Origin of the sequence: Saccharopolyspora taberi, assembly GCF_039534165.1 — a bacterium.
In the GTDB taxonomy this organism is placed as follows: domain Bacteria; phylum Actinomycetota; class Actinomycetes; order Mycobacteriales; family Pseudonocardiaceae; genus Saccharopolyspora_D; species Saccharopolyspora_D taberi.
On record NZ_BAAAUX010000006.1, the window covers coordinates 39,568 to 59,736 of the forward strand.

The following is a 20,169-nucleotide window of genomic DNA, read 5'->3' on the forward strand; positions in this document are numbered from 1 at the left end:
TCCCCGCACGCGCGGTCGCCGGCCGGTTCCGGCGACCGCGCTGCGCGGCGTGCCCGGCCCGCGATCCGGGGCCGAGTCCGGAACTCTGCGAGCCGGTCCGGGAGAGGAGAGCGCGATGTCGCGTCCGGGCACCCTTGCGCCGTCCCACATCCCCGATTTCGACCACGTCATCGACGAACTGCGCCCCAGGCTGTTCGCCACGCTGCGCCGCAAGGACCAGCGGGAGAAGGCCGTCAACTACGTGCGCGGGATCCTGCGGGCCGAGGGCCGCAAGTCGATGAGCAACATCGCCGAGCTGCTCGGCGGGCGCGCTCCCGAGCAGGCGATGCACCACTTCATCAGCAGTTCCACCTGGGACTGGCGGCCCATCCGGGAAGCGCTCGCCGGTTACCTGGACGAGGTGCTGCGCCCGACCGTGTCCGTGGTGACCTCGGTGACGATCCCCAAGTGGGGCGAGCACTCGGTCGGCGTCAACCGGGAGTTCCTGTCGGAGTACGGGAAGGTGGTCAACTTCCAGCGGGCGTTCTGCTCCTCGGTCGCGACCGAGGAGGTGAGCGCGCCGGTCGACTGGACGCTGTTCGTCCCGGAGGCGTGGGGCGGCGAACGGGTCCGCGGCCGGACCGCGGAGGCGGCGAACAACCCGGCCGCGGACCGGCTGCTCGCCGGGGCCGCGCTGGACACCGTCCGGGCCGGGCCGTCGCAGCACCTCCCGGTCCTGGTCGACGCCCGCGAGTTCGACGCCCGGTCGGTGCTGCGCGAGCTGGTCGCGGAGCGGAGCTCCTGGATGGTGCGGGTGCCGGAGGACTTCCGCGTCCTGCCGCACGATCCGAAGGTGCCCAGGTACGGCGTCGGTCCGGTCCGGGTCTCGGAGCTGAGCGCGTCCGTCAAGGGGCTGGCGCGGCGGGTCGAGTGGAGCGGTCCGGGTTCCCGGAACAACGCGGCGCTGGTGGTCGCGGTGTGGGTGCTGATCGGGGACGAACCCGGTCGGCCGGGGCAACCGCTGCTGCTGCTCGCGGACTGGTCGGAGGGTCAGCTGCGGCCGGGCGGTTTCTGGCTCACCGACATGGGCCGGGAGACGCCCGAACACCTGCTCCAGCTGGCGAAGAGCGCGGCCCGGGTGGAGAAGGACCTGGTGGAGACCGGGGAGCAGGTCGGCTTCCGGGACTTCAAGGGCCGTTCGTTCCCCGGCTGGCACCGCCACATGACCCTGGCGTCGGTGGCGTACCTGGTCGCCCTGCGGGGCAGAACAGGGGTGCTTGCGTGACCGAGGTCCGCGGGGTGGTCTTCGACCTGGACGGCACGCTGGTGAACAGCGTGGAGGTCATCGTGTCGATCACGACCTCGATCCTGGCGGACCGCAGGATCGAGGTCGGTGCGGAGGAGATCCGCGCGGCGGTGGGAAAACCGCTCGACCGGACGTTCGCGCGGTTCTTCGACGTGCCGCGCGACCACCCGGAGGTGCCGACCGCGATCGAGACCTTCAAGTCCGCGTTCGCCTCCCGGCTGGCGGAGGGGGAGGTCCGGCTGTACCCGGGGGTGGCCGAAGGTCTTGCGGTGCTGCGGAAATCGGGCCTGCGGCTCGGAGTGGCCACGTCCAAGCTCCAGGAAGGCGCGCTGCGGACGGTGCGGGCGACCGGGACGGCCGGTTCCTTCGACGCGGTCGTGGGGCACGACCTGGTCGCCCGCGGCAAGCCCGCGCCGGACGGCGCGCTCCGCGCGGCGCGGGAGCTGGCGCTGCGGCCGGGGGACTGCGTGGTCGTCGGCGACACCGCGGCGGACATCGGGATGGCGAAGGCGGCCGGGATGATGTCGGTCGGGGTGACCTACGGGGTCGCTTCGGCCGCGCAGCTGGCGGACGCCGACGTCCTCGCCGACTCGTTTCCGTCGGTGGTCTCGGCGATCCTGGGCCGATGACCGCCGGTACTGATGGCATGCCTGCACGGAAGGTTGCAATGATCGAAAGCATCTCGCTGATCACCGGGAACGAGAGCAAGGCCCGCGAGTACTCGGGCCTGCTCGGCTTCGAGGTCGCGGCGGTCAAGGAGGACCTGGTCGAGATCCAGTCCCTGGACGTCGTCGAGGTCGTGAAGCACAAGGCCCTCGACGCCTATTCGAAGCTGCGCGGCCCGGTCATGGTCGACGACACCGGCCTCGCGCTCGACGCGTGGAACGGGCTTCCGGGAGCGCTCGTGACGTGGTTCCTGGGCTCGGTCGGAGTCCAGGGCATCCTGGAGATGGCGGCCCAGGTGACCGATCGCGCGTGCACCGTGACGACCGCGCTCGGCTACGCCGACGAGAAGGGCGCGCGCGTGTTCACCGGATCGCTGCGCGGAACCGTGGCGACCGAACCTCGCGGGGACAACGGGTTCGGGTACGACCCGATCTTCGTGCCGGAGGGCGGCGTGCTGACGTACGCGGAGATGACGTCCGAGCAGAAGCTCGGCGTTTCTCAGCGGCGGGCCGCTGTCGCGTCGCTTCGCGACTGGCTCTCGGCGGGCTGACGGGCGCCACGGCCGGGCGCTGCTGATGCCTTTCGAGCACGGCAGGCTCACGTCCCCTTGAGCTGTTCCCGCAGGGACGCGATCTCCGCGTGCAGAGCGGAAACGTACTGCCGCACCTCGTCGGCGGTGAACCGCGGCGTGATGTGCTGCGGGCAGTTCCAGTTGAACGCCTCCACCTCGATGAGCACCAGCCGCTCCACGCGGCCGTCGGTGCGCGTGGACATCAGCCGCTCGTGCAGCTCGTCGGAGGTGTCCATTAGGGACGCCCGGCCGAACAGCTTCAGCCTTGCCTGCCGGGCGTAGTCCATGAAGAACAGCGAAACCCTGCCGTCGGCCCGGATGTTGCCGTCGCTGATGTACTGGCGGTTCCCGCGCACCTCGGCGAAGGCCAGCCGGTGCTCGTCGAGGACGTGCACGAATCCCGGCGGCCCGCCCCGGAACTGCACGTAGGGCCAACCGGTCTCGCTGACGCTGCCGAGGTAGAACCCGTCGCGCGACTCGATGAACGCGGCCTCGTTCGCGGTGATCAGGTCGCGTTCGGAGTCGCCGCCCAGCCTGCGGGCGTTGGCCGCCGCGCTGCCCTGCTCGGCCTGGAACCGCTGGACGGAGTCGGTGTAGGCCAGCTGCGCGTACCTGCTCATCGGAGGCTTCCTTCCAGTCGGCGCGTGCGGTGCGCGATCTCCGACAGCGCGAGTGCGCCGATCGCCACCACCGCCGCGACGGCGCTGATCAGGTTGGCCCCGACGGTGTCGATGCCGATCGCGCCGACGATTCCGGACAGCGAGATCGCGAGGTAGAGGACGGCCGCGTTGAGCGACACCAGCACCGGCGCGGACTCCGGTTCCAGCGTGATCAGCCGGTGCTGCTGCGGGGTCGTGATGGCGAAGGCCATGGCGCCGTAGAGCGCGATCAGCAGGACCGACAGCGGGAAGGAGCCGGTGATCAGCGGGATCGCCAGCAGGACGACGGTCAGCCCGGTCAGCGCGACCCCGACGACCCGGTGCCCGCCGAACCGGTCGGCCAGCGCTCCCGCGCCCAGGTTGCCCAGGGTGCCGACCACGCCGATCACGAACATCAGCACGGCCAGCCGGACGCCGCTGCCGCCGGTCGCCGGGGCGAACACCGCCGACATGTACGTGTACGGGATGTAGACCGCGGTGAACGCCAGCAGCGTGGTGGTGAGCACCGCGAGCACCCGGCGGCTGCGCAGCGGGGCGAGCCGTTGCGCCAGCGGTACGGGAGCGGGTGTGGCGACGTGCCGCGGGATCAGGGCGAACAGGCCGGCCAGCCCGAGGACCGCGAGCGCGGCGACGAACCACATGGTCGCCCGCCAGCCCAGCAGCCCGCCGAGCGCCGTCCCGATCGGCGCGCCCAGCGCGGTCGCCGCGGTGAAGCCGGTGGTGACGACCGCGATGGCCCGCCCGCTGCGCTCGGCGGGCACCAGCGCGGCGGCGGTCACGGCCGCCGTCGGCACGAACAGCCCGGCCCCGGCCGCCGCGATCACCTGGGCGACGAGCACGGCCGCGAACGACGGCGCGAGCGCGGTCCCGACCACGCCGAGCAGGTAGGTCAGCACCGCGAGCGCGAGGACCCGGCGGCGCGGCCAGGACGCGGTCGCGGTGGCCAGCACCGGCGCGAGCACCGCGCAGGTCAGCGCGAACGCGGTCACCACCTGCCCGGCCGCGGCCAGCGTCACCTCCAGCGAGGTGCTGACCGGACCCAGCACTCCGGCCAGCACGAACTCGCAGGTCCCGACCGCGAAGGTGCCGAACGCCAGGGTCGGCACGCCCCATCGGGCTTGGTCTTGCATCGTCGTCCTCTCCCCAATTTGGTACCGATCGGTACCGTTTGGCGAGACGGTACCGACTGGTACCGAAGGAAGTCAACGTGCATTACCTTGGTGACATGGCGACCCAGGCACGTGACCGGCTCGTGCGCGCTGCGGAGGAGCTGTTCTACAGCGAAGGGATCCGGGCGGTCGGCGTCGAGCGGCTGCTGTCGGCATCCGGCGTCGGGCGCGCGTCCTTCTACCGGCACTTCAGCAGCAAGGACGACCTCGTCGTGACGATCGTGCGCGGCTACGGCACGCGGTGGAAGCAGTGGATGGCCGACGAGGTCGCCGCGCGGGGCGGCGAACCGATGGCGGTCTTCGACGCGCTGGCCGACCAGCACGCGGCACCGGAGTTCCGGGGCTGCGCGTCGATCAACGCGATGGTCGAGGCCGCCGACCCGGCCAGCGCGGCGCACCGGGTGGCGGCGGAGAACAAGGTCGTGGTGATCGACTACCTGGACGAGCTGCTGGAGTCCGCCGGGTACCGCGAGCACCGCGCTCTGGCCGAGCAGTTCATGCAGCTCATCGACGGCGCCACCGTGACCGCCCTGCGGGAGCGCTCGCGGGAGCCCGCTCGGCGGGCGGGGGAGATGGCTCGGCTGTTGTTGGACGCTGCCGACAAGCGGTAGGGGCTACCAGCGGTTTCACAAGCAGCGGCAGAGGAAATTCTGCCGTGCAAGCCTGTTTGAACCCCGCCTAGCCCGTTTCCTCGGACTCCTCGCGGGTTCCTGCGATCAGCTCCTCGCGCGCCCGCGCGACCCGCGAGCGGACGGTGCCGACCGGGCAACCGCAGATCTCCGCGGTTTCCTGGTACGACAGCCCGAGGACCTGGGTCAGCAGCAGCGCTTCCCGGCGCGGGCCGTCCAGCCCGGCCAGCAGGATGTTCAGCTCCACCACGTCCTCGAACCCGGTGGTCGGGCGGTCGGCCGCTTTGGTCCAGTCGACGGCGGCGGTGGTGCGCGGCCGGCTGCGCACGTAGCGCACCTGGTCGACCACGACGCGGCGGGCGATGGACAGCAGCCAGGTGCGGGCCGAGGCCCGGCCCGCGAACCGCGGGAGGCTCCTGAGGGCCCGCAGGTAGGTCTCCTGGGTCAGGTCATCGGCCTGGTCGACGGAGGCCAGGTGCGCGACGAACCGCCACACGTCGCGTTGGGTGGCGCGGACGAACTGCTCCAGCGCGGAACGATTTCCGGCACCGGCCGCCATCGCGAGCTCGGTCAACCGGGCGTCATCGGACGCGGATCGACTCACGCCCCGGGACACTACTTCAACCGCGGCCCCGGGAAACCCCCCGGGAACCGGCGGCCCCCGGCGCGCGACTACGTGGACAGCACGACCAGGAAGGTCCCGATGTCCACGATCCCGACGCTGGAACGCCCCGCCGAACGCGAGGTGGAGCTGTCCGTCAGCGGCATGACCTGCGCCGCGTGCGCGACGCGGGTGGAGCGCAAGCTCAACAAGCTCGACGGCGTGCGGGCGAGTGTGAACTTCGCTACCGCGCGGGCCAACGTCGCGATCTCGTCCGGCATCGACGACGCGAAGCTGCTGGAAACGGTCCAGCAGGCGGGATACGGCGCCGACACCGTCCGGCCCGAGCCCGGCGACGACCCCGGCAGGGCGCTGTGGCGGCGGCTGCTGGTCTCGGTGCTGCTGTTCGTCCCGCTCTGCGATCTCTCGCTGTTGTTCACCGCGCAGCCCGCGACCCGCTTCCCGGGCTGGCAGTGGGTGCTGGTGGCGCTGGCCGCGCCGGTGGTGCTCTGGGCCGCGTTCCCGCTGCACCGGACCGCGGTGAAGAACGCGCGGCACGGCATGTCCTCGATGGACACGCTGGTTTCGATCGGGATCACCGCCTCCGCCGTCTGGTCGGCGTACGCGATGTTCTTCCAGGACGACCGCTTCGACGGCGGCGGTTTCTGGCAGCTGCTGCGCGCGGACGGCGCGATCTACCTGGAGGTCGCGGCCGGGGTCACGACCTTCGTGCTCGCCGGTCGCTACTTCGAGGCCCGTGCGCAGCGCCGGGCTGGGGACGCGTTGCGGGCGCTGGCGGGGTTGCGGCCGAAGACAGTCGTGCTCGACGACGGTTCGGAGGTGGACGTCGACGAGCTGCGGGCGGGCAGCCGGTTCGTGGTCCGCCCTGGCGAGACCGTCGCCACCGACGGCGTGGTCCGCGAGGGCCGCGCCGACCTGGACTGCGGTGCCATGACAGGCGAATCGCTACCGGTCGCGGTCGCTGCGGGCGACGAGGTGACCGGTGCGACGGTGGTGCTGACCGGCAGGCTGGTGGTGGAGGCGACCAGGGTCGGCCGCGAGACTCGGCTGGCCGCGATGGTCCGGCTGGTCGAGCAGGCGCAGTCCGGCAAGGCGGCGGTGCAGCGGCTGGCCGACCGGGTGTCGGCCTGGTTCGTCCCCGCGGTGCTGGTCCTTTCGGTGTCCACTTTGGTCGCCTGGCTGCTGGCGGGCGGCTCCGGTGAGCGTGCTTTCACCGCTGCGCTGGCGGTTCTGGTGATCGCGTGCCCCTGCGCCTTGGGGCTGGCCACGCCGACCGCGCTGATGGTCGCGTCCGGGCGGGGCGCACTGCTGGGGATCTTCATCAAGGGCTACTCGGCGCTGGAGTCGACCAAGGCGATCGACACCGTTGTGCTGGACAAGACGGGAACCGTCACCGAAGGCCGGATGTCGTTGGTGGACGTGGAATGCGCGCCTGGAACCGGCCGGGAGTCAGTGCTGCGCCTGGCGGGTGCGCTGGAGGACGCCTCCGAACACGCGGTCGGCCGGGCTGTCGCGTCCAGGGCGCGGGAAGAGCTCGGCGAATTGTCCACTGTGGAGGACTTCCGCAATCTCCCCGGGATGGGCGCGGTCGGAGTGGTCGACGGGCATGACGTGCTGGTCGGCCGGGCCGCGCTGTTCGAGGACGTGCCGGACTCGCTCGACGCCAGGCGCCGCGAGTGGGAACGGCAGGGGCGTACCGCCGTGCTGTTCGGGGAAGCCGGTCGAGCCGTGGCGGTCCTGGCGCTGGCCGACGTGGTGAAGCCCTCGGCGGCGACGGCCGTCGGCGAACTGCACCGGCTCGGGCTCCGCACGGTGCTGCTGACCGGGGACAACGCCGCGACAGCGGAGGCCGTCGCCGCGGAGATCGGCGTCAGCGAGGTCATCGCCGAAGTGCTCCCGGACGACAAGGTCGCCGTCGTGCGGCGGTTGCGGGAACAGGGCCGGGTGGTTGCCGTGGTCGGCGACGGCGTCAACGACGCCCCCGCGTTGGCCGCCGCCGACCTCGGGCTCGCGGTCGGCACCGGCACCGACGTCGCGATCAACGCGGCCGACCTGATCCTGGTGCGCGACGAGCTGACCGTGGTGCCGGACGCGATCCGGCTGGCCCGGGCGACCCTGCGCACGATCCGGGGGAACCTGCTGTGGGCCTTCGGCTACAACCTCGCGGCGATCCCGCTCGCCGCACTGGGCCTGCTCAACCCGCTGATCGCGGGCGGCGCGATGGCGCTGTCGTCGTTCTTCGTGGTCTCCAACAGCCTCCGGCTGCGGCGGTACCGGCCTCACCGCCGCTGACGGGCGAGTTCGGCGAGCATCGCGTTGTAGGCGGCCAGCTCGTCGTCGCCGGAGCGGTTGGTGCGGCGGCCCTCCCGCAGGTCGTGCCGGTACCACTGGGTCAGCAGCGCGATCAGGACCAGCACCAGCGGGATCTCGCCGCCGGCCCACGCGATCCCGCCGCCGAGCGCCTGGTCGGCGAGCAGGTCAGGGGACCACGGCAGGTCCAGGGTGCGGTAGAAGTTCTCGGCGATCACCCCGGACATGCCCATGACGATCACGCCGAAGAAGGCGTGGAAGGGCATGACCGCGAACACCATCGCCAACCGGGCCAGGTGCGGCAGCGGCTTGGGCGCGGGATCGACCCCGATCACCGCCCAGTAGTACAGGTAGCCGACGAGGAGGAAGTGCGCGTTCATCAGCTCGTGCGCCCAGTGCTGGGACATCGCCGACTCGAACAGCGGCGTGAAGTACAGGGCGTAGAAGGAGCCGACGAACAGCAGCGTGGCGAGCGCCGGGTGGGCGAGCACTCGTGCGAGCGGGGAATGGACGACGGCGAGCAGCCATTCCCTCGGCCCGAGCGGGTTTCCGCGACCGCTCGGCGGAATCGCCCGCAGTGCCAACGTGATCGGGCCACCCAGCGCGAGCAGCACGGGCACGAGCATGTTCAGGACCATGTGCACGAGCATGTGCGCGCTGAACATCCCGGACGAGTACACGCCGAGACCGGACGATGTCGCCACCAGCAGCGTCGCGCACCCGCCGAGCCAGGCCGCGGTGCGGCCGACCGGCCAGCCGTCGCCACGCCTGCGCAGCCTGCGGACGCCTGCCAGGTACAGGACGGCCAGGACCACCGCCGCGGTGCCGAGGATCAGGTCGAACCGCCAGGTCGTGACCAGCCCGAGCAGCGTCGGGGGAGAGGGCAGGTCGTAGCCGATCACCGTGGCCGTGGGACCGACCTCGCGGTCCAGCAGGTTCGGCGGCGGCGTGTGCGCCATGCCCATCGAGACGCCGACCGTGACCAGCATGATCGCCAGCTCCGGTCCGAGCACCCGCCGACCGGCCCGGCGCCGGACGACGACGCAGGCGGCGCCGAGCACCAGCAGGCAGCCGACCTTCGCCAGCACCAGCGCACCGTAGGAAGTCCCGAAAAGCTGGGGAAGCGGGATCAGCACCAGCGAGTCGACGATGCCGGAAACCGCGAGCACCACCCAGCATCCGAGCGCGAGCTTCCGATAACGCCGGAGCACCAACGCTTCCTGGCCGCCGTTCCGACGCAGGTGCGCGCAAACCGCGACCAGCACACCGAGCCACAACGCAGCAGCGACGACGTGCAGCAGCATCGCGTTGGTGGCGATGTCGTGCCCGGCGTTGGAGGCGGAGTGGCTGACCACCGCGGGCGGGAGCAGCCCGGCGGCGGCGACCCCCGCCAGCAGCATCACCGGCCGCCAGGCGAGGACGAAGTGGCAGCCGACCGAGACCACCAACGCGACGACCGCGGTCGCCACCCACGCCTTCGGCTCGACCATCGCGTGCAGAAGACCGGAAAAGCCGCTTGGGGAAAGAACTTCGGCCAGCGACTGCCCGGCGGAATCGGCCATCTCGAAGGGAACCATCGCGACGGCCGAGCCGAACCACGCCCACCCGGCGGCCCCGGCGCTCCGCAGCGCCGCGTACCCGTCCGCGGACACGCCCCCGGTCTTGCGGGGCGAGGTGAAGAACGCGCAGAAGACGAGGGAGCCCAGGCACACCGCAGCCGCGATGTCGGCGGTCATCCGCAGCAGGTTCACGCCGACCGCGGTCACCGCGCCGGGATCGGGGTAGCCGAGCGCGGAGTACGCCGCGTCCCCGACCGACCACACGAGCGCGACCACGATGACGACCGCCGCCACCACGCCCCACGCGATGTGCTTGAGCATCCGTTGGCCTCCTGGTGTTCTCAGGAGGAAGTCGCGCGCCAGGACAGCGGGGTTCCCGGGCGGTGCTGTCTAGTTCCCCAGGTAGTTCTCCGGCCCTGCCTCGCTGGAAGCCGAGTTCGCGGCGGGCGCGGTCCACTCCTTGGCGCTCTCGTCCGAAGTCAGGTTCGTGTAGAAAGCGGTCGCCATCACCAGGTACCGGTGGTCGACGTTGCGGTACTGGGAACGCGCCGAGTCCAGGAAGTCCGACCGGTCGCAGGCGTCGCTGCCGCTGCCGCTCTTCGGGCAGAAGATCCCGTAGTCGGCCGTCTCCATCCGGTCGAAGGCGTCGAACGCCTGCTGCGCGGTCGAGGCGTCTTCGAACGGGTGCACCTGGACCGAGATCAGGACACTGCCGTTCCCAGGGCGGTAGTTCCCGGTCACGCTCCTGGAACAGCCGTTGTTCCCCAGCGCTTCCTTGACGTTGCTGCTCATGTGGGCCGCGCTGGTGCAGTCGTGCACACCCGACGCCACCAGCTCGTAGTAAACGCCCTTGCCGTCGGTGAAGCTGTCGGGCAGCAGGGCGTCCTCGGTCAACGGCGTCTCGTCAGTGGAGATGTCGTCCAGCGAGCGGGGATCGAATTCGGCACTGGTCGGCGTGATCTCCTCGGAGGACTCCACCGGTTCCGTGCTTTCGGGCTCGGTGGTTTCCGGCTCCGTGGTCGCGGAATAGGAGTACGAGGGTTCGGCCGGCGAAGTGCTCGGCGTTCCCTCCTCGGAGAACACGCTGGACAACTGCCCGATGTTGGAGAACCCGAAGAACCCCAGGATCGCCACGACCGACGCGGCGACGGTGGTCATCAGAACCCAGGGCGGGTCCCCGGACTCACCCTTCTTCCCATCGGAATCGCTGCTGCCGTCCACCAACGCCACGGACCCCCGCTCATGGCCACCGCAGTGCCATCCCCTTGGACTTTAGCAACTTTCACACCCGGAAATCCCCGCTTCAAGCGGGGTTCCCGCGCACCCGGCCGATCACGCGCGCGTACATCCGGCCGGGGCTCGGCGTGCACTCCGGGTCGAGAAAACCGGGCAGCATCGGCAGATCCACCGCGAACGGCTGCAACCGCTCGTAGAGCACGTTCGCGTCGGCGGGCCGGTTCTCCGGCGCCTTCTCCAGCAGGTCCTGGACCAGCCGGTCGAGCTCGGACGGAACGCCGTGCAGCGTCGGCGGCGGCTGCTTGACCTGCTTCTCGAACACCGCGTACGCGGTCGGACCGGTGAACAGCTGCCGCCCGGTCAGCATCTCGTGCAGCACGCACCCCAGGGCGTAGAGGTCGCTGCGCGTCCCGGCGACCCCGTGCTGGATCTGCTCGGGCGCCATGTACGCCGGGGTGCCGACGATCTGCCCGGCCCGGGTGAACTGGGCGACGTCGGTGTCGCGCAGCATCGCCAGGCCGAAGTCGAGGACCTTCACGCTGCCGTCCGGGCAGAGCATCAGGTTGGTGGGCTTGAGATCCCGGTGGCAGATCGACAGCGAGTGCGCCGCCGACAGCACCGCGCAGGACTGCGCCGCGATCGCCGCCGCCCACGGCACCGGGACCGGCCCGTGCTCGCCGATCAGGTCCGACACCGTGACGCCGTCGATGAACTGCATGACCTGGAACAGCCGCTGGTCGAAGGTGCCGAAGTCGTAGAGGGTCGGCGCGCCCGCGTGCTCCAGCCGGGCCAGGATCCGCGCCTCGCGGATGAAGCGGTGCTCCAGCTCGTCGTCGGGACCGCCGGGCAGGTGCAGGAACTTCACCGCCACCCGCCGGTCCAGGTGCAGGTCGTGCCCGCGGTGCACGGCTCCCATCCCGCCCTTGCCGAGGGGGAGCTCGTCGAGCTCGTACCGGTCGGCGATGCGCATTCGCCCTCCCAATCGCGGGTTCACCGCACGGCTTCGGGTTCGAGCTGGCCGTCGAGCAGCCCCGCGCAGCCCAGCCGGGCGAGCCGCGCGGCCAGCTCCGCGGTCTCCCGCGCGGCATCGGCCAGCTCGGCCAGCCGCCGGAACGCCGCGCCGTGCGCGCGCTGCTCTTCCAGCGGCAGCCGAGGAATCCGGGTGCGCCGCGCGTCGATCCGGCTGGAACCGGGGCCGGTGCGCGGGTCGGCGGAGCGCAGCACGCCCGCCAGGAACTCGGCGTCGAGGTGCTGCGGGTCGACGCGGTAGCGGGTGAGGTACGGGCCGAGCACCGCGCTGCCGGTGACCACCCGCGCGGCGCCGGTCGGCGCGGCGACGACATCGCCCGGCTCGACCTCGACCAGGCCGTCCGCGGACGTGGTCCAGCCGGAGGCGGACCGGTTGTGCGCCACGTCGTCGGCGGTGAGCACCGCGACGTCACCACTGCCGGTGGTCAGCTTGGCGGGGGAGTGCCGGACCGCGACCAGTCCGGCCTTGGTCAGCTCGCCGATGGTGGTGACCGGCAGCGCCCGCCGCTGCGGCAGGATTTCCAGCTCCGGCAACGGGATCGACAGCTCGCGCAGCTGCTCCAGCGTCGCGCCGTACTCCCCCCGGAGGTCCCGCCCGGAGCGGTCCGAGCCGCGCAGCGCCGGGGTCAGGTCGATGTCGTCGTCGAGCAGGTCGATGATCCGGGTGCCGTTCGACTCCGGATCGGCCAGGTGCGCCAGCCAGCTCTGCTCCACAGTGGACAGATCTTCGGCGGCCAGCAGCAGGAGGTGCGACGGCGGCCGTTCCCCCCGCTTCGGCCGCCGCAGCAGCCAGAGGTCCGGGCCGGCGGAGGGCAGCGTCACCACCGCGCGCAGCGCGCCTGCCCGGAGCAGGTTCCCGCGGATCCGCCTGCCCGGCCGCCTGCCCGCCGCGGCGGGCGGCATCAGGATCGCGACCAGCCCGCCGGGCCGGACGTGCGCGAGGCAGTGCTGCGCCCACGCCAGCTCCGGTTCCCCGCGCGGCGGCACGCCGTACTCCCAGCGCGGATCGCCGGTCAGCTCGCCGTGCCCCCACGACCGCTCGTTGAACGGCGGCTCGCACAGCACGGCGTCGGCGACCCGGTCGGCGAAGGCGTCCTGCCGCAGCGAATCGCCCGCGACGAGCTCGGTTTCCCTGCCGTGCAGGCGAAGCCGGGTGGCGGCGATCGACGCGTGCGCGTCGTCGAGCTCCTGGCCGAGCACCCGGGCCGCCGGGGCGGCGAGCAGCAGCCCGCCCAGGCCGCAGGCCGGGTCGAGCACGGTCCCGGTGGTCTCGCACAGCCGCGCCATCAGCTCCGCGACCGGTCGCGGTGTCGCCGACACCCGGCGCGAGTGCGCTTCCAGGTAGCGCTCGCAGAGGAAGTCGAACGCCTCGGCGCCGCCGAGCTCGTCGGTGAGTTCGGTCAGCAGCGGTGCGAGCCCGGCGTCGTCGAGCGGTTCGCCGTCGAGCAGGAACTGCCCGGCGGCGGCGACGAGCCTGCCGAGGTGGAGGTCGTCGGCGGTGGTGCGCAGCCGCTGCCACACCCGCTCGGTGAGCGGGACCTCGAAGGTCTTGCCGTTGCGGCGCAGCCAGTCCTCGACCTCGCGCAGCGAGAACAGCGGGCTGGACGTGGTGCCGCCGACCGGGCGGGGGAAGTCGTCGTAGCGGCGGCGCCAGTTGCTCACCGCGGCTCGGCCGACATCGACCAGCCTGGCGATGTCGGCGGCGTTCACGGTGGCATCCGAGCTCATCGGCACCACTCTAGACGAGCTCACAGATCGGGTCCACGACCGAAGTGCTTGTGAACTGAGTTCACTAGTGATTCACTGGAGCCATGACACACGACGACTCGTTGGTGCTCCGCTACGCCAGTAGATCGGATCCGGGGCGCCGCCGTCAGGCGAACGAGGATTCCGCCTACGCCAGTCCCCGCGTGTTCGCCGTCGCCGACGGCATGGGCGGCCACGCCCACGGTGAGGTCGCCAGCGGTGTCGCCGTCGAGGTCATCGGCGACCTCGACCGCGATCTGGACCCGCGGGTGGACCTGCTCGACGCCCTGTCCGACTCGGTCACCGAGATCGGCCACCGGTTGACCACCCTGGCCCTGCGCAACCCGGATCTCAAGGGCATGGGCAGCACGCTGACCGCGCTGGTCTGGGACGGCGCCCGGTTCGCCCTCGGCCACGTCGGCGACTCCCGCGGCTACCTGCTCCGGGAGGGCAGGCTCCAGCAGCTGACCCGCGACCACACGATGGTCCAGGAGCTGGTCGACGCCGGCCGCATCACCGAGGAGCAGGCCGCCGAACACCCGCGCCGCTCGCTGCTCACCCAGGCCCTGCGCAGCGGCGAGTCGCCGGTTCCGGACCTGGCGTACCTGGAGGTCCGGCCCTTCGACCGCTACCTGCTGTGCTCCGACGGCGTGACCGCGGTGCTCGGCCCCGGCGAGGTCCAGGAGGCCCTGGCCGGCATCGCGAACCCCGCCGAGGCGGCCGAGCAGCTGATCGCGCTGGCCAACGCGGGCGGCGGCCCGGACAACATCACCTGCGTCATCGCCGACGTGCTCCCGGCCGACTACGCCGAAGCCGACGGCGAGCAGGGCGCGAGCTGGTGGCAGCGGCTGCTGGGCGGCTGAGATCGGCGCTGGGATCGCCCCCGGGATCAGCACCGGGTTCGCCACACTGTGAGCTTGGTCGACTCCGCTTGGTATCGGGGTGAAGATCGATTAGACATGTTCCCGGGTCATCCGGGTGCGGATGACCCGGGCGCGGGCTCACTGGGGGTGCCCGCCGCCCCTTCCGGGCGCGCGCAGAGAAGGGCGTGCGCCGCTGATCCCGCGCGGAACCGGCGGCGGCCCGGTCCGGCTATGACCGGACCAGCCGGACGATGGCGTCGTTGGCCTCGCGCAGCTTCTCCTCGGCGACCGCGCCACCCTCGGCCACCGCCTCGGCGACGCAGTGTTCGAGGTGCTGCTCGATCAGCCCGAGCGAGACCGCCTGCAGCGCCTTGGTCGCCGCCCCGACCTGGGTCAGGATGTCGATGCAGTACTCGTCCTCGTCGATCATCCGCTGCAGTCCGCGGATCTGACCCTCGATGCGGCGCAACCGCTTGAGGTAGCCGTCCTTGTCCTCGGTGTAGCCACGCATCTGCTTCAACTCCTGGATCATCCGCGCCGAAAGCCGCCCGCATACGATACCGCCGTACGGGCCGGTACGGCTCCTACCTGCTCCGATGGCCCGGATGTCCACAGTGGACATCCGGGCCGCCGTAGCACTCGCTCAGGCCGGGCGGAACCCGCGCAGCCGGAGGCTGTTGGACACCACGAACACCGAGCTGAACGCCATCGCCGCACCCGCGATCATCGGGTTGAGCAGGCCGGCCGCCGCCAGCGGCAGCGCGGCCACGTTGTAGGCGAAGGCCCAGAACAGGTTGCCCTTGATGGTGCCCAGCGTGCGCCGGGAGAGCCGGATCGCGTCGGCCGCCGCCCGCAGGTCGCCACGGACCAGGGTCAGGTCCCCGGCCTCGATGGCGACGTCGGTGCCGGTGCCCATGGCCAGCCCGAGATCGGCCCTGACCAGCGCGGCGGCGTCGTTGACCCCGTCGCCGACCATCGCGACCACCCGGCCCTCGCCCTGCAACCGGGACACCACGTCGACCTTGTCCGCGGGCAGCACCTCGGCGATGACCTCGTCGATGCCGACCTTCGCCGCCACCGCGCGGGCCGCCGCCTCGTTGTCACCGGTCAGCAGGATCGGCGTCAGCCCCAGGCCGCGCAGCTGCGCGACCGCTTCCGCCGAGGTCGGCTTGACGGTGTCCGACACCACCAGCACGGCCCGCGCCCTGCCGTCCCACGCGACCGCGACCGCGGTCGCGCCTTCGGACTCGGCCGCCGCCTTCGCGTCGGCCAGCTCCGCGGGCAGCTCGACGCTCCACTCCGCCAGCAGCGCGGCCCGTCCGACCAGCATCGCGCGTCCGTCGACCACGCCCTGCACGCCGAGCCCTTCGAGGTTGGCGAAGTCCGCCACCTCCGGCAGCGCCCCGGCCTGAGCGCGGGCCCCAGCAGCGATGGCCTTGGCGATCGGATGCTCGGAGGCGTCCTCGACCGCACCGGCCAGCCGCAGCACCTCGGTCGCGTCCTCGCCTTCGGCGGCGACGACGCGCGCCAGCGACATCTGCCCGGACGTCACGGTCCCGGTCTTGTCCAGCACCACGGTGTCGATGCGCCGGGTGGACTCCAGCACCTCCGGTCCCTTGATCAGGATGCCGAGCTGGGCGCCCCGGCCGGTCCCGACCAGCAGCGCGGTCGGCGTGGCCAGGCCGAGGGCGCACGGGCAGGCGATGATCAGCACCGCGACCGCGGCGGTGAACGCCATCCCCACCGAACCGCCGGTGCCCAGCCAGAACCCGAGGGTCGCGAAGGCCAGCGCGATCACGATCGGCACGAACACCGCCGAGACCCGGTCGGCCAGCCGCTGCACCTCGGCCTTGCCGGTCTGGGCGTCCTCGACGAGCTTGGCCATCTGCGCCAGCTGGGTGTCCGAGCCGACGCGGGTCGCCCGCACCACCAGCCGCCCGCCTGCGTTGACGGTCGCGCCGACGACGGTGTCGCCGGGCCCGACCTCGACCGGCACCGACTCGCCGGTGAGCATGCTCGCGTCGACCGCCGAGCTGCCGTCCTCGATCACGCCGTCGGTGGCGATCTTCTCGCCCGGCCGCACCACGAACCGGTCGCCGACGGCGAGCCGGTCGACGGGAACGCGCTCCTCCTGGCCGTCGCGCAGCACGGCGACGTCCTTGGCGCCGAGTTCGAGCAGCGCCCGCAGCGCAGCGCCCGCCCGCCGCTTGGACCTGGCCTCGAAGTAGCGGCCGGCGAGGATGAACGTGGTGACGCCTGCGGCGACTTCGAGGTAGATGTTCCCGGTGCCCGAGGTCCGCTGGACGCTGAACTCGAAACCGTGCGTCATGCCGGGAGTTCCGGCGGTGCCGAGGAACAGCGCGTAGAGCGACCACGCGAGCGCGGCCAGCGTGCCCATCGAGATCAGCGTGTCCATGGTGGCCGTGCCGTGGCGCAGGTTGGTCCACGCGGCGCGGTGGAACGGCAGCGCCGCCCACACCACGACCGGCGCGGCCAGCGTCAGCGACAACCACTGCCAGTTGGTGAACTGCAGCGCCGGGAACATGGCCAGCAGGATCACCGGGACCGAGAGCGCGGTGCTGACCAGCAGCCGCGTCCGCAGCGGATCGGCCTCCTCGGCCGGGGGCTCTGCTTCCTCCGCCTCCGGCTGCGGGACGGTGGCGGTGTAACCGGCCTTCTCGACGACGGCGACCAGCTCGTCCGGGGTGATCCCGTCGGGGTGGACGACGTTGGCCTTCTCGGTCGCGTAGTTGACCGTGGCCTGCACGCCCTCGATCTTGTTGAGCTTCTTCTCGATCCGCGCGGCGCAGGAGGCGCAGGTCATGCCGCCGATGGCCAGCTCGATGCGGGCACCGGTGCCGGTGTCGGTGGCGGTCATCGTCCGGTCTCGCTTCCGTGGTCGTGGTTCGCGGTTTCCTGCTGCTGCGTGCTCTCGCCGTCCAGCGGGCCGACGGCGCTGCCCACCGCGTAGGCGCCGCCGAAGGCGATCGCGGCGATCAGCGCGAAGCCGCCGAGCTTGGTCGCGGCGTTCATGCCCGACTCACCACCTCGTAGCCTGCCTCGTCGACGGCGGCGGCGATCTCCGCGTCGGCGAGCGCGTTCTGGCTGGTCACGGTGACCGTACCGGTGGGCAGGTCGACGTCGACCCGCTGCACCCCGGCGAGCCCGCCGACCTCGGAGCGCACGGACTGGGCGCAGTGGTCGCAGGTCATGCCCTTGACGAGGTAGCTGGTGGTGGTCATCTCCGAGGTCCTCTCACTTGGGTCGGGTCCACCGCCCGACGCGGTGCATACAATACCCCCCTAGGGTATGAAGTCAAGCCTGCGGTTCGCCCGGACGGGGTTTCCCAGGTCAGGTGATGCGGGAGGGTGCCGTCCCGGGTGTCTACCCCCTGGGGGTACCCGGCGGGTGGGGTGGAAAACGCCCGCGCGGAGTGCGGGCGTTGCGGCCGGATGCGCGCGGTCGGCAGATCGGTGCGGTCGGCCGGATTTCTGGGAACGAGCAGCCGACAGGGGGGGGAGTCGCGGGCGGGACTGATACGACGGCCGGGGACGAGCGGATGACCGGGCCGAGGCCGAGTGGCGGATCGGGATCGGCGGTGGGTCGGGTTGGTGGCGGGTCGGGTCAGTGACCGACCGGGATCAGCAACCGACCAGGATCAGCGGCGGCCGGGATTGGTGGCCGACCGGGATCAGCGACCAACCAAGATCAGCGACCGCCCGCAACCACCCGGCCGACCTGGGCCGATGTGGCTGGGCGGGAGATCGCCCGCCCAGCCGCGCGAACCCGGCGAGCCGGTCCGGACGGACCCGGTCGAGCCATGGGGAGCGGCTTGTACGAGTCCCGGGTCAGTCCGGACCGGTCGAGCGGCCTGCATGCGTCGGAACAGGCCGCGGGTCCGAGCGTTCGGCGCGCGGCCGGTCAGGCCGACGCGGCCAGCCAGGCGGAGCGTCCCGCGTGCGTCGGCACCCAGCAGCCCGCCGCGGAACCGGCCAGCTCGACCGGATCCTCCAGCGCTAACACCTGCTTGATCACCTCGCGGGCGCGTCCGGTGGTCCGCCAGATGACGGTCTGCGGGAACAGCACGTCCGGCTCGTCGCCGGGGATGCGCGCGGCGTCGGCGTCGTCCTCCCCGTAGAGCTGGACGATGTCGATCACGCCGTGGTGCACCCGCAGGCCGACCACCGCGACGAGCGACCCGACGGAGTCGCGGGGGTGCGCGAACTGGAAGTCGCGGGAGATCAGGGCCTGCAGTCCGTCGGTGACGTCCTTCGCGGTGCCACCGCTGATCGTCCGTGCCTGCTGGTCGAGGTTCGGGTCTGCCCAGTACACGATGCCCCCTCAGGCGATCAGGTCGTCGAACTCGCCGTCTTTGGCGCCGCTGAGGAACGCCGCGATCTCGTCGCGGGTGTAAACAAGCGCCGGGCCTTCCGGATATCGCGAGTTGCGAACGGCGATCTCACCGTCCACCAGGGGAGCCAGCTCCACGCAGTTGCCCACGGAGCCGCTGTACCTGCTCTTGCGCCAGGACGCGTCGAACAGCTGCTGCGCGGGCATTCCGTTCTGAACCCTCGACATCGAAATCCCCAACCTCCCCCGATGTGCCTTGCACGGCCATCTGCACGTGCAGGCGACCGTGCACAAAAGGTAGCAGTTGCGGATGCAAGAGAGAATGCACGTGCAGACGGGTGCGATCTACGTCACATTCTCGTGCGCTACTGTGCGGTAATACTGGGAAGAACTAGAGCTCTTCGAGCGCGGAGGACAGCCTCTTGCGGGTTGCCTCCGGGGTCAGCGCGTCGACCGCGAGGCGGTGGCTGACCTTGCTGTACAGCTCGACGTCGTCGGGCTTGTCGAGGTAGAGGGCACCGCAGAGGTGCTCCAGGTAGACGATGTCGGGGATCTCCGGCTCGGCGAAGCGCAGGATGGTGAACGCGCCCTCGGCCGCCGACCGGCCCACTTCCAGCGGCACGACCTGCAACGAGATCGTCGGCAGCTTGGTGACCTCGAGCAGGTGCTCGATCTGCTCGCGCAGCACCTTCCGGCCGCCGATCGGGCGCAGCAGCACCGACTCGTCGATGACCGCCCACAGCCGCGGTGCGCGCGGCTGCTGGAACAGCCGCTGGCGCTGCATCCGCAGCTTGACCCGCCGCTCGATCTCGTCGTCGGAGGATTCCGGCCTGCCCTGCGAGGAGATCGCGCGGGCGTAGCGCTCGGTCTGGAGCAGGCCGGGGACGAACTGCAGCTCGAAGGTCTGGATCCGGGAGGCGGACTCCTCCAGGCCGACGTAGTCCTGGAACCACGACGCGACCAGGTCGCTGTAGCGGTGCCACCAGCCCGGTTCGTTGGACTTGCGGACCATTTCGAGGAAGCTCGCGCGCTCGTCCTCGTCGGTGACCTTGTAGAGCGTCAGCAGGTCGGAGACGTCGCGCTCCTTGAACCCGACCCTGCCGAGTTCGAGGCGGCTGATCTTGGAGCCGGAGCCGCGGATGGAGTAGCCCGCGTCCTCGCGGGAGATGCCGTTGGCCTCGCGCAACCTGCGGAGCTGGCTACCGAGGACAAGGCGCCGGGCGGTGGGGCCGCTGGTGGCGGCACCATCCGTGGTCACGTCCAGACCTCCCGAATATTCCGGCTCCCCGACCCGTTGTCGCATTCTCGCCACGGATCGTTACATGCGGCGGCAGTGTAGTGCAGAAAAACCGCAAAACCCGCATTACGCATCAGTACTCGCTCGGTCCGACCAACGGTTACGGCCGGGTCAGTTTGGTGACCCGCGTGTGCCGGCGGAGAACTCTACGCGCACCCATCCCTGCTCCGTCCAGGTG

The 20,169-nt window shown here is 71.4% G+C and carries 20 protein-coding genes; 6 read left to right on the forward strand and 14 right to left on the reverse strand.

The window, feature by feature from the left end; translation table 11 throughout:
• Nucleotides 1–115 precede the first annotated feature (115 nt).
• From ABD691_RS06475 to ABD691_RS06485, 3 genes are read left to right on the forward strand one after another with little or no spacing between them, the layout of a single operon-like run.
• The gene (locus ABD691_RS06475; protein ID WP_344678511.1) at nt 116–1,264 is read left to right on the forward strand and encodes an IS701 family transposase; all 1,149 of its coding nucleotides are present in this window, start codon (nt 116–118) and stop codon (nt 1,262–1,264) included.
• Nucleotides 1,261–1,914 carry an HAD family hydrolase gene (locus ABD691_RS06480; RefSeq protein WP_344678512.1) on the forward strand — a complete coding sequence of 218 codons (654 nt, stop codon included), beginning with the start codon at nt 1,261–1,263 and terminating at the stop codon, nt 1,912–1,914. Before ABD691_RS06475 ends, ABD691_RS06480 begins: the two co-directional genes overlap by 4 nt.
• A gap of 38 nt (nt 1,915–1,952) precedes the next feature.
• Entirely contained in the window at nt 1,953–2,501 is a 549-nt protein-coding gene (locus tag ABD691_RS06485; protein WP_344678513.1) for a non-canonical purine NTP pyrophosphatase, read from the forward strand.
• A 47-nt stretch (nt 2,502–2,548) separates the two neighbouring features.
• Here ABD691_RS06485 and ABD691_RS06490 read toward each other — a convergent pair whose 3' ends face one another.
• Together ABD691_RS06490 and ABD691_RS06495 are read right to left on the reverse strand one after the other, a co-directional pair.
• Nucleotides 2,549–3,142, reverse strand: coding sequence for a pyridoxamine 5'-phosphate oxidase family protein (locus ABD691_RS06490; protein WP_344678515.1), 594 nt, complete (start codon nt 3,140–3,142; stop codon nt 2,549–2,551).
• Entirely contained in the window at nt 3,139–4,311 is a 1,173-nt protein-coding gene (locus tag ABD691_RS06495; RefSeq protein ID WP_344678516.1) for an MFS transporter, read from the reverse strand. Before ABD691_RS06495 ends, ABD691_RS06490 begins: the two co-directional genes overlap by 4 nt.
• A 95-nt stretch (nt 4,312–4,406) precedes the next feature.
• Here ABD691_RS06495 and ABD691_RS06500 point away from each other — a divergent pair, with 95 nt between their 5' ends.
• A complete protein-coding gene (locus ABD691_RS06500; protein ID WP_344678517.1) occupies nt 4,407–4,961 on the forward strand; it encodes a TetR/AcrR family transcriptional regulator in 555 nt (184 codons plus the stop codon).
• A gap of 67 nt (nt 4,962–5,028) precedes the next feature.
• On the opposite strand, the gene sigC is transcribed toward ABD691_RS06500, so the two are convergent.
• Nucleotides 5,029–5,583 carry an RNA polymerase sigma factor SigC gene (gene sigC / locus ABD691_RS06505; protein ID WP_344678518.1) on the reverse strand — a complete coding sequence of 185 codons (555 nt, stop codon included), beginning with the start codon at nt 5,581–5,583 and terminating at the stop codon, nt 5,029–5,031.
• 99 nt (nt 5,584–5,682) lie between these two features.
• Between sigC and ABD691_RS06510 the strand changes: the two genes are divergently transcribed.
• Nucleotides 5,683–7,893: a heavy metal translocating P-type ATPase gene (locus ABD691_RS06510; protein WP_344678519.1), complete on the forward strand. Its 2,211-nt coding sequence runs from the start codon at nt 5,683–5,685 to the stop codon at nt 7,891–7,893.
• Here ABD691_RS06510 and ABD691_RS06515 read toward each other — a convergent pair.
• The 4 genes from ABD691_RS06515 to ABD691_RS06530 form a co-directional block, all read right to left on the reverse strand.
• On the reverse strand, nt 7,881–9,791 hold the full coding sequence (locus tag ABD691_RS06515) for a bifunctional copper resistance protein CopD/cytochrome c oxidase assembly protein (protein ID WP_344678520.1): 1,911 nt from the start codon (nt 9,789–9,791) through the stop codon (nt 7,881–7,883). The two genes, ABD691_RS06510 and ABD691_RS06515, sit on opposite strands and share 13 nt — an antisense overlap.
• A 69-nt stretch (nt 9,792–9,860) precedes the next feature.
• Nucleotides 9,861–10,628 carry a hypothetical protein gene (locus ABD691_RS06520; protein WP_344678521.1) on the reverse strand — a complete coding sequence of 256 codons (768 nt, stop codon included), beginning with the start codon at nt 10,626–10,628 and terminating at the stop codon, nt 9,861–9,863.
• Nucleotides 10,629–10,773: 145 nt separating this feature from the next.
• Nucleotides 10,774–11,676, reverse strand: coding sequence for a serine/threonine-protein kinase (locus ABD691_RS06525; protein ID WP_344678522.1), 903 nt, complete (start codon nt 11,674–11,676; stop codon nt 10,774–10,776).
• Nucleotides 11,677–11,696: 20 nt separating this feature from the next.
• Nucleotides 11,697–13,463 (reverse strand): N-6 DNA methylase, encoded by a 1,767-nt coding sequence (locus ABD691_RS06530; protein WP_344678523.1) that lies wholly within the window; start codon nt 13,461–13,463, stop codon nt 11,697–11,699.
• Between the two features lie 83 nt (nt 13,464–13,546).
• On the opposite strand from ABD691_RS06530, the gene ABD691_RS06535 reads away from it, so the two are divergent.
• The gene (locus ABD691_RS06535) at nt 13,547–14,344 is read left to right on the forward strand and encodes a PP2C family protein-serine/threonine phosphatase (protein ID WP_344678524.1); all 798 of its coding nucleotides are present in this window, start codon (nt 13,547–13,549) and stop codon (nt 14,342–14,344) included.
• A 229-nt stretch (nt 14,345–14,573) separates the two neighbouring features.
• Here the strand turns inward: ABD691_RS06535 and ABD691_RS06540 are convergent, their stop codons facing one another.
• From ABD691_RS06540 to ABD691_RS06570, 7 genes are all read right to left on the reverse strand, one after another.
• Nucleotides 14,574–14,855 carry a metal-sensitive transcriptional regulator gene (locus tag ABD691_RS06540; RefSeq protein ID WP_344678525.1) on the reverse strand — a complete coding sequence of 94 codons (282 nt, stop codon included), beginning with the start codon at nt 14,853–14,855 and terminating at the stop codon, nt 14,574–14,576.
• A 132-nt stretch (nt 14,856–14,987) separates the two neighbouring features.
• On the reverse strand, nt 14,988–17,222 hold the full coding sequence (locus tag ABD691_RS06545; RefSeq protein ID WP_344678526.1) for a heavy metal translocating P-type ATPase: 2,235 nt from the start codon (nt 17,220–17,222) through the stop codon (nt 14,988–14,990).
• On the reverse strand, nt 17,219–17,377 hold the full coding sequence (locus ABD691_RS06550) for a hypothetical protein (protein ID WP_344678527.1): 159 nt from the start codon (nt 17,375–17,377) through the stop codon (nt 17,219–17,221). Before ABD691_RS06550 ends, ABD691_RS06545 begins: the two co-directional genes overlap by 4 nt.
• Nucleotides 17,374–17,586 carry a heavy-metal-associated domain-containing protein gene (locus tag ABD691_RS06555; RefSeq protein WP_344678528.1) on the reverse strand — a complete coding sequence of 71 codons (213 nt, stop codon included), beginning with the start codon at nt 17,584–17,586 and terminating at the stop codon, nt 17,374–17,376. Before ABD691_RS06555 ends, ABD691_RS06550 begins: the two co-directional genes overlap by 4 nt.
• A 679-nt stretch (nt 17,587–18,265) precedes the next feature.
• Nucleotides 18,266–18,676, reverse strand: coding sequence for a hypothetical protein (locus ABD691_RS06560; RefSeq protein WP_425564993.1), 411 nt, complete (start codon nt 18,674–18,676; stop codon nt 18,266–18,268).
• A 9-nt stretch (nt 18,677–18,685) separates the two neighbouring features.
• Entirely contained in the window at nt 18,686–18,922 is a 237-nt protein-coding gene (locus ABD691_RS06565; protein WP_344678529.1) for a DUF397 domain-containing protein, read from the reverse strand.
• A 163-nt stretch (nt 18,923–19,085) separates the two neighbouring features.
• The gene (locus tag ABD691_RS06570) at nt 19,086–19,997 is read right to left on the reverse strand and encodes a helix-turn-helix domain-containing protein (RefSeq protein ID WP_425564995.1); all 912 of its coding nucleotides are present in this window, start codon (nt 19,995–19,997) and stop codon (nt 19,086–19,088) included.
• Nucleotides 19,998–20,169: the final 172 nt, after the last annotated feature.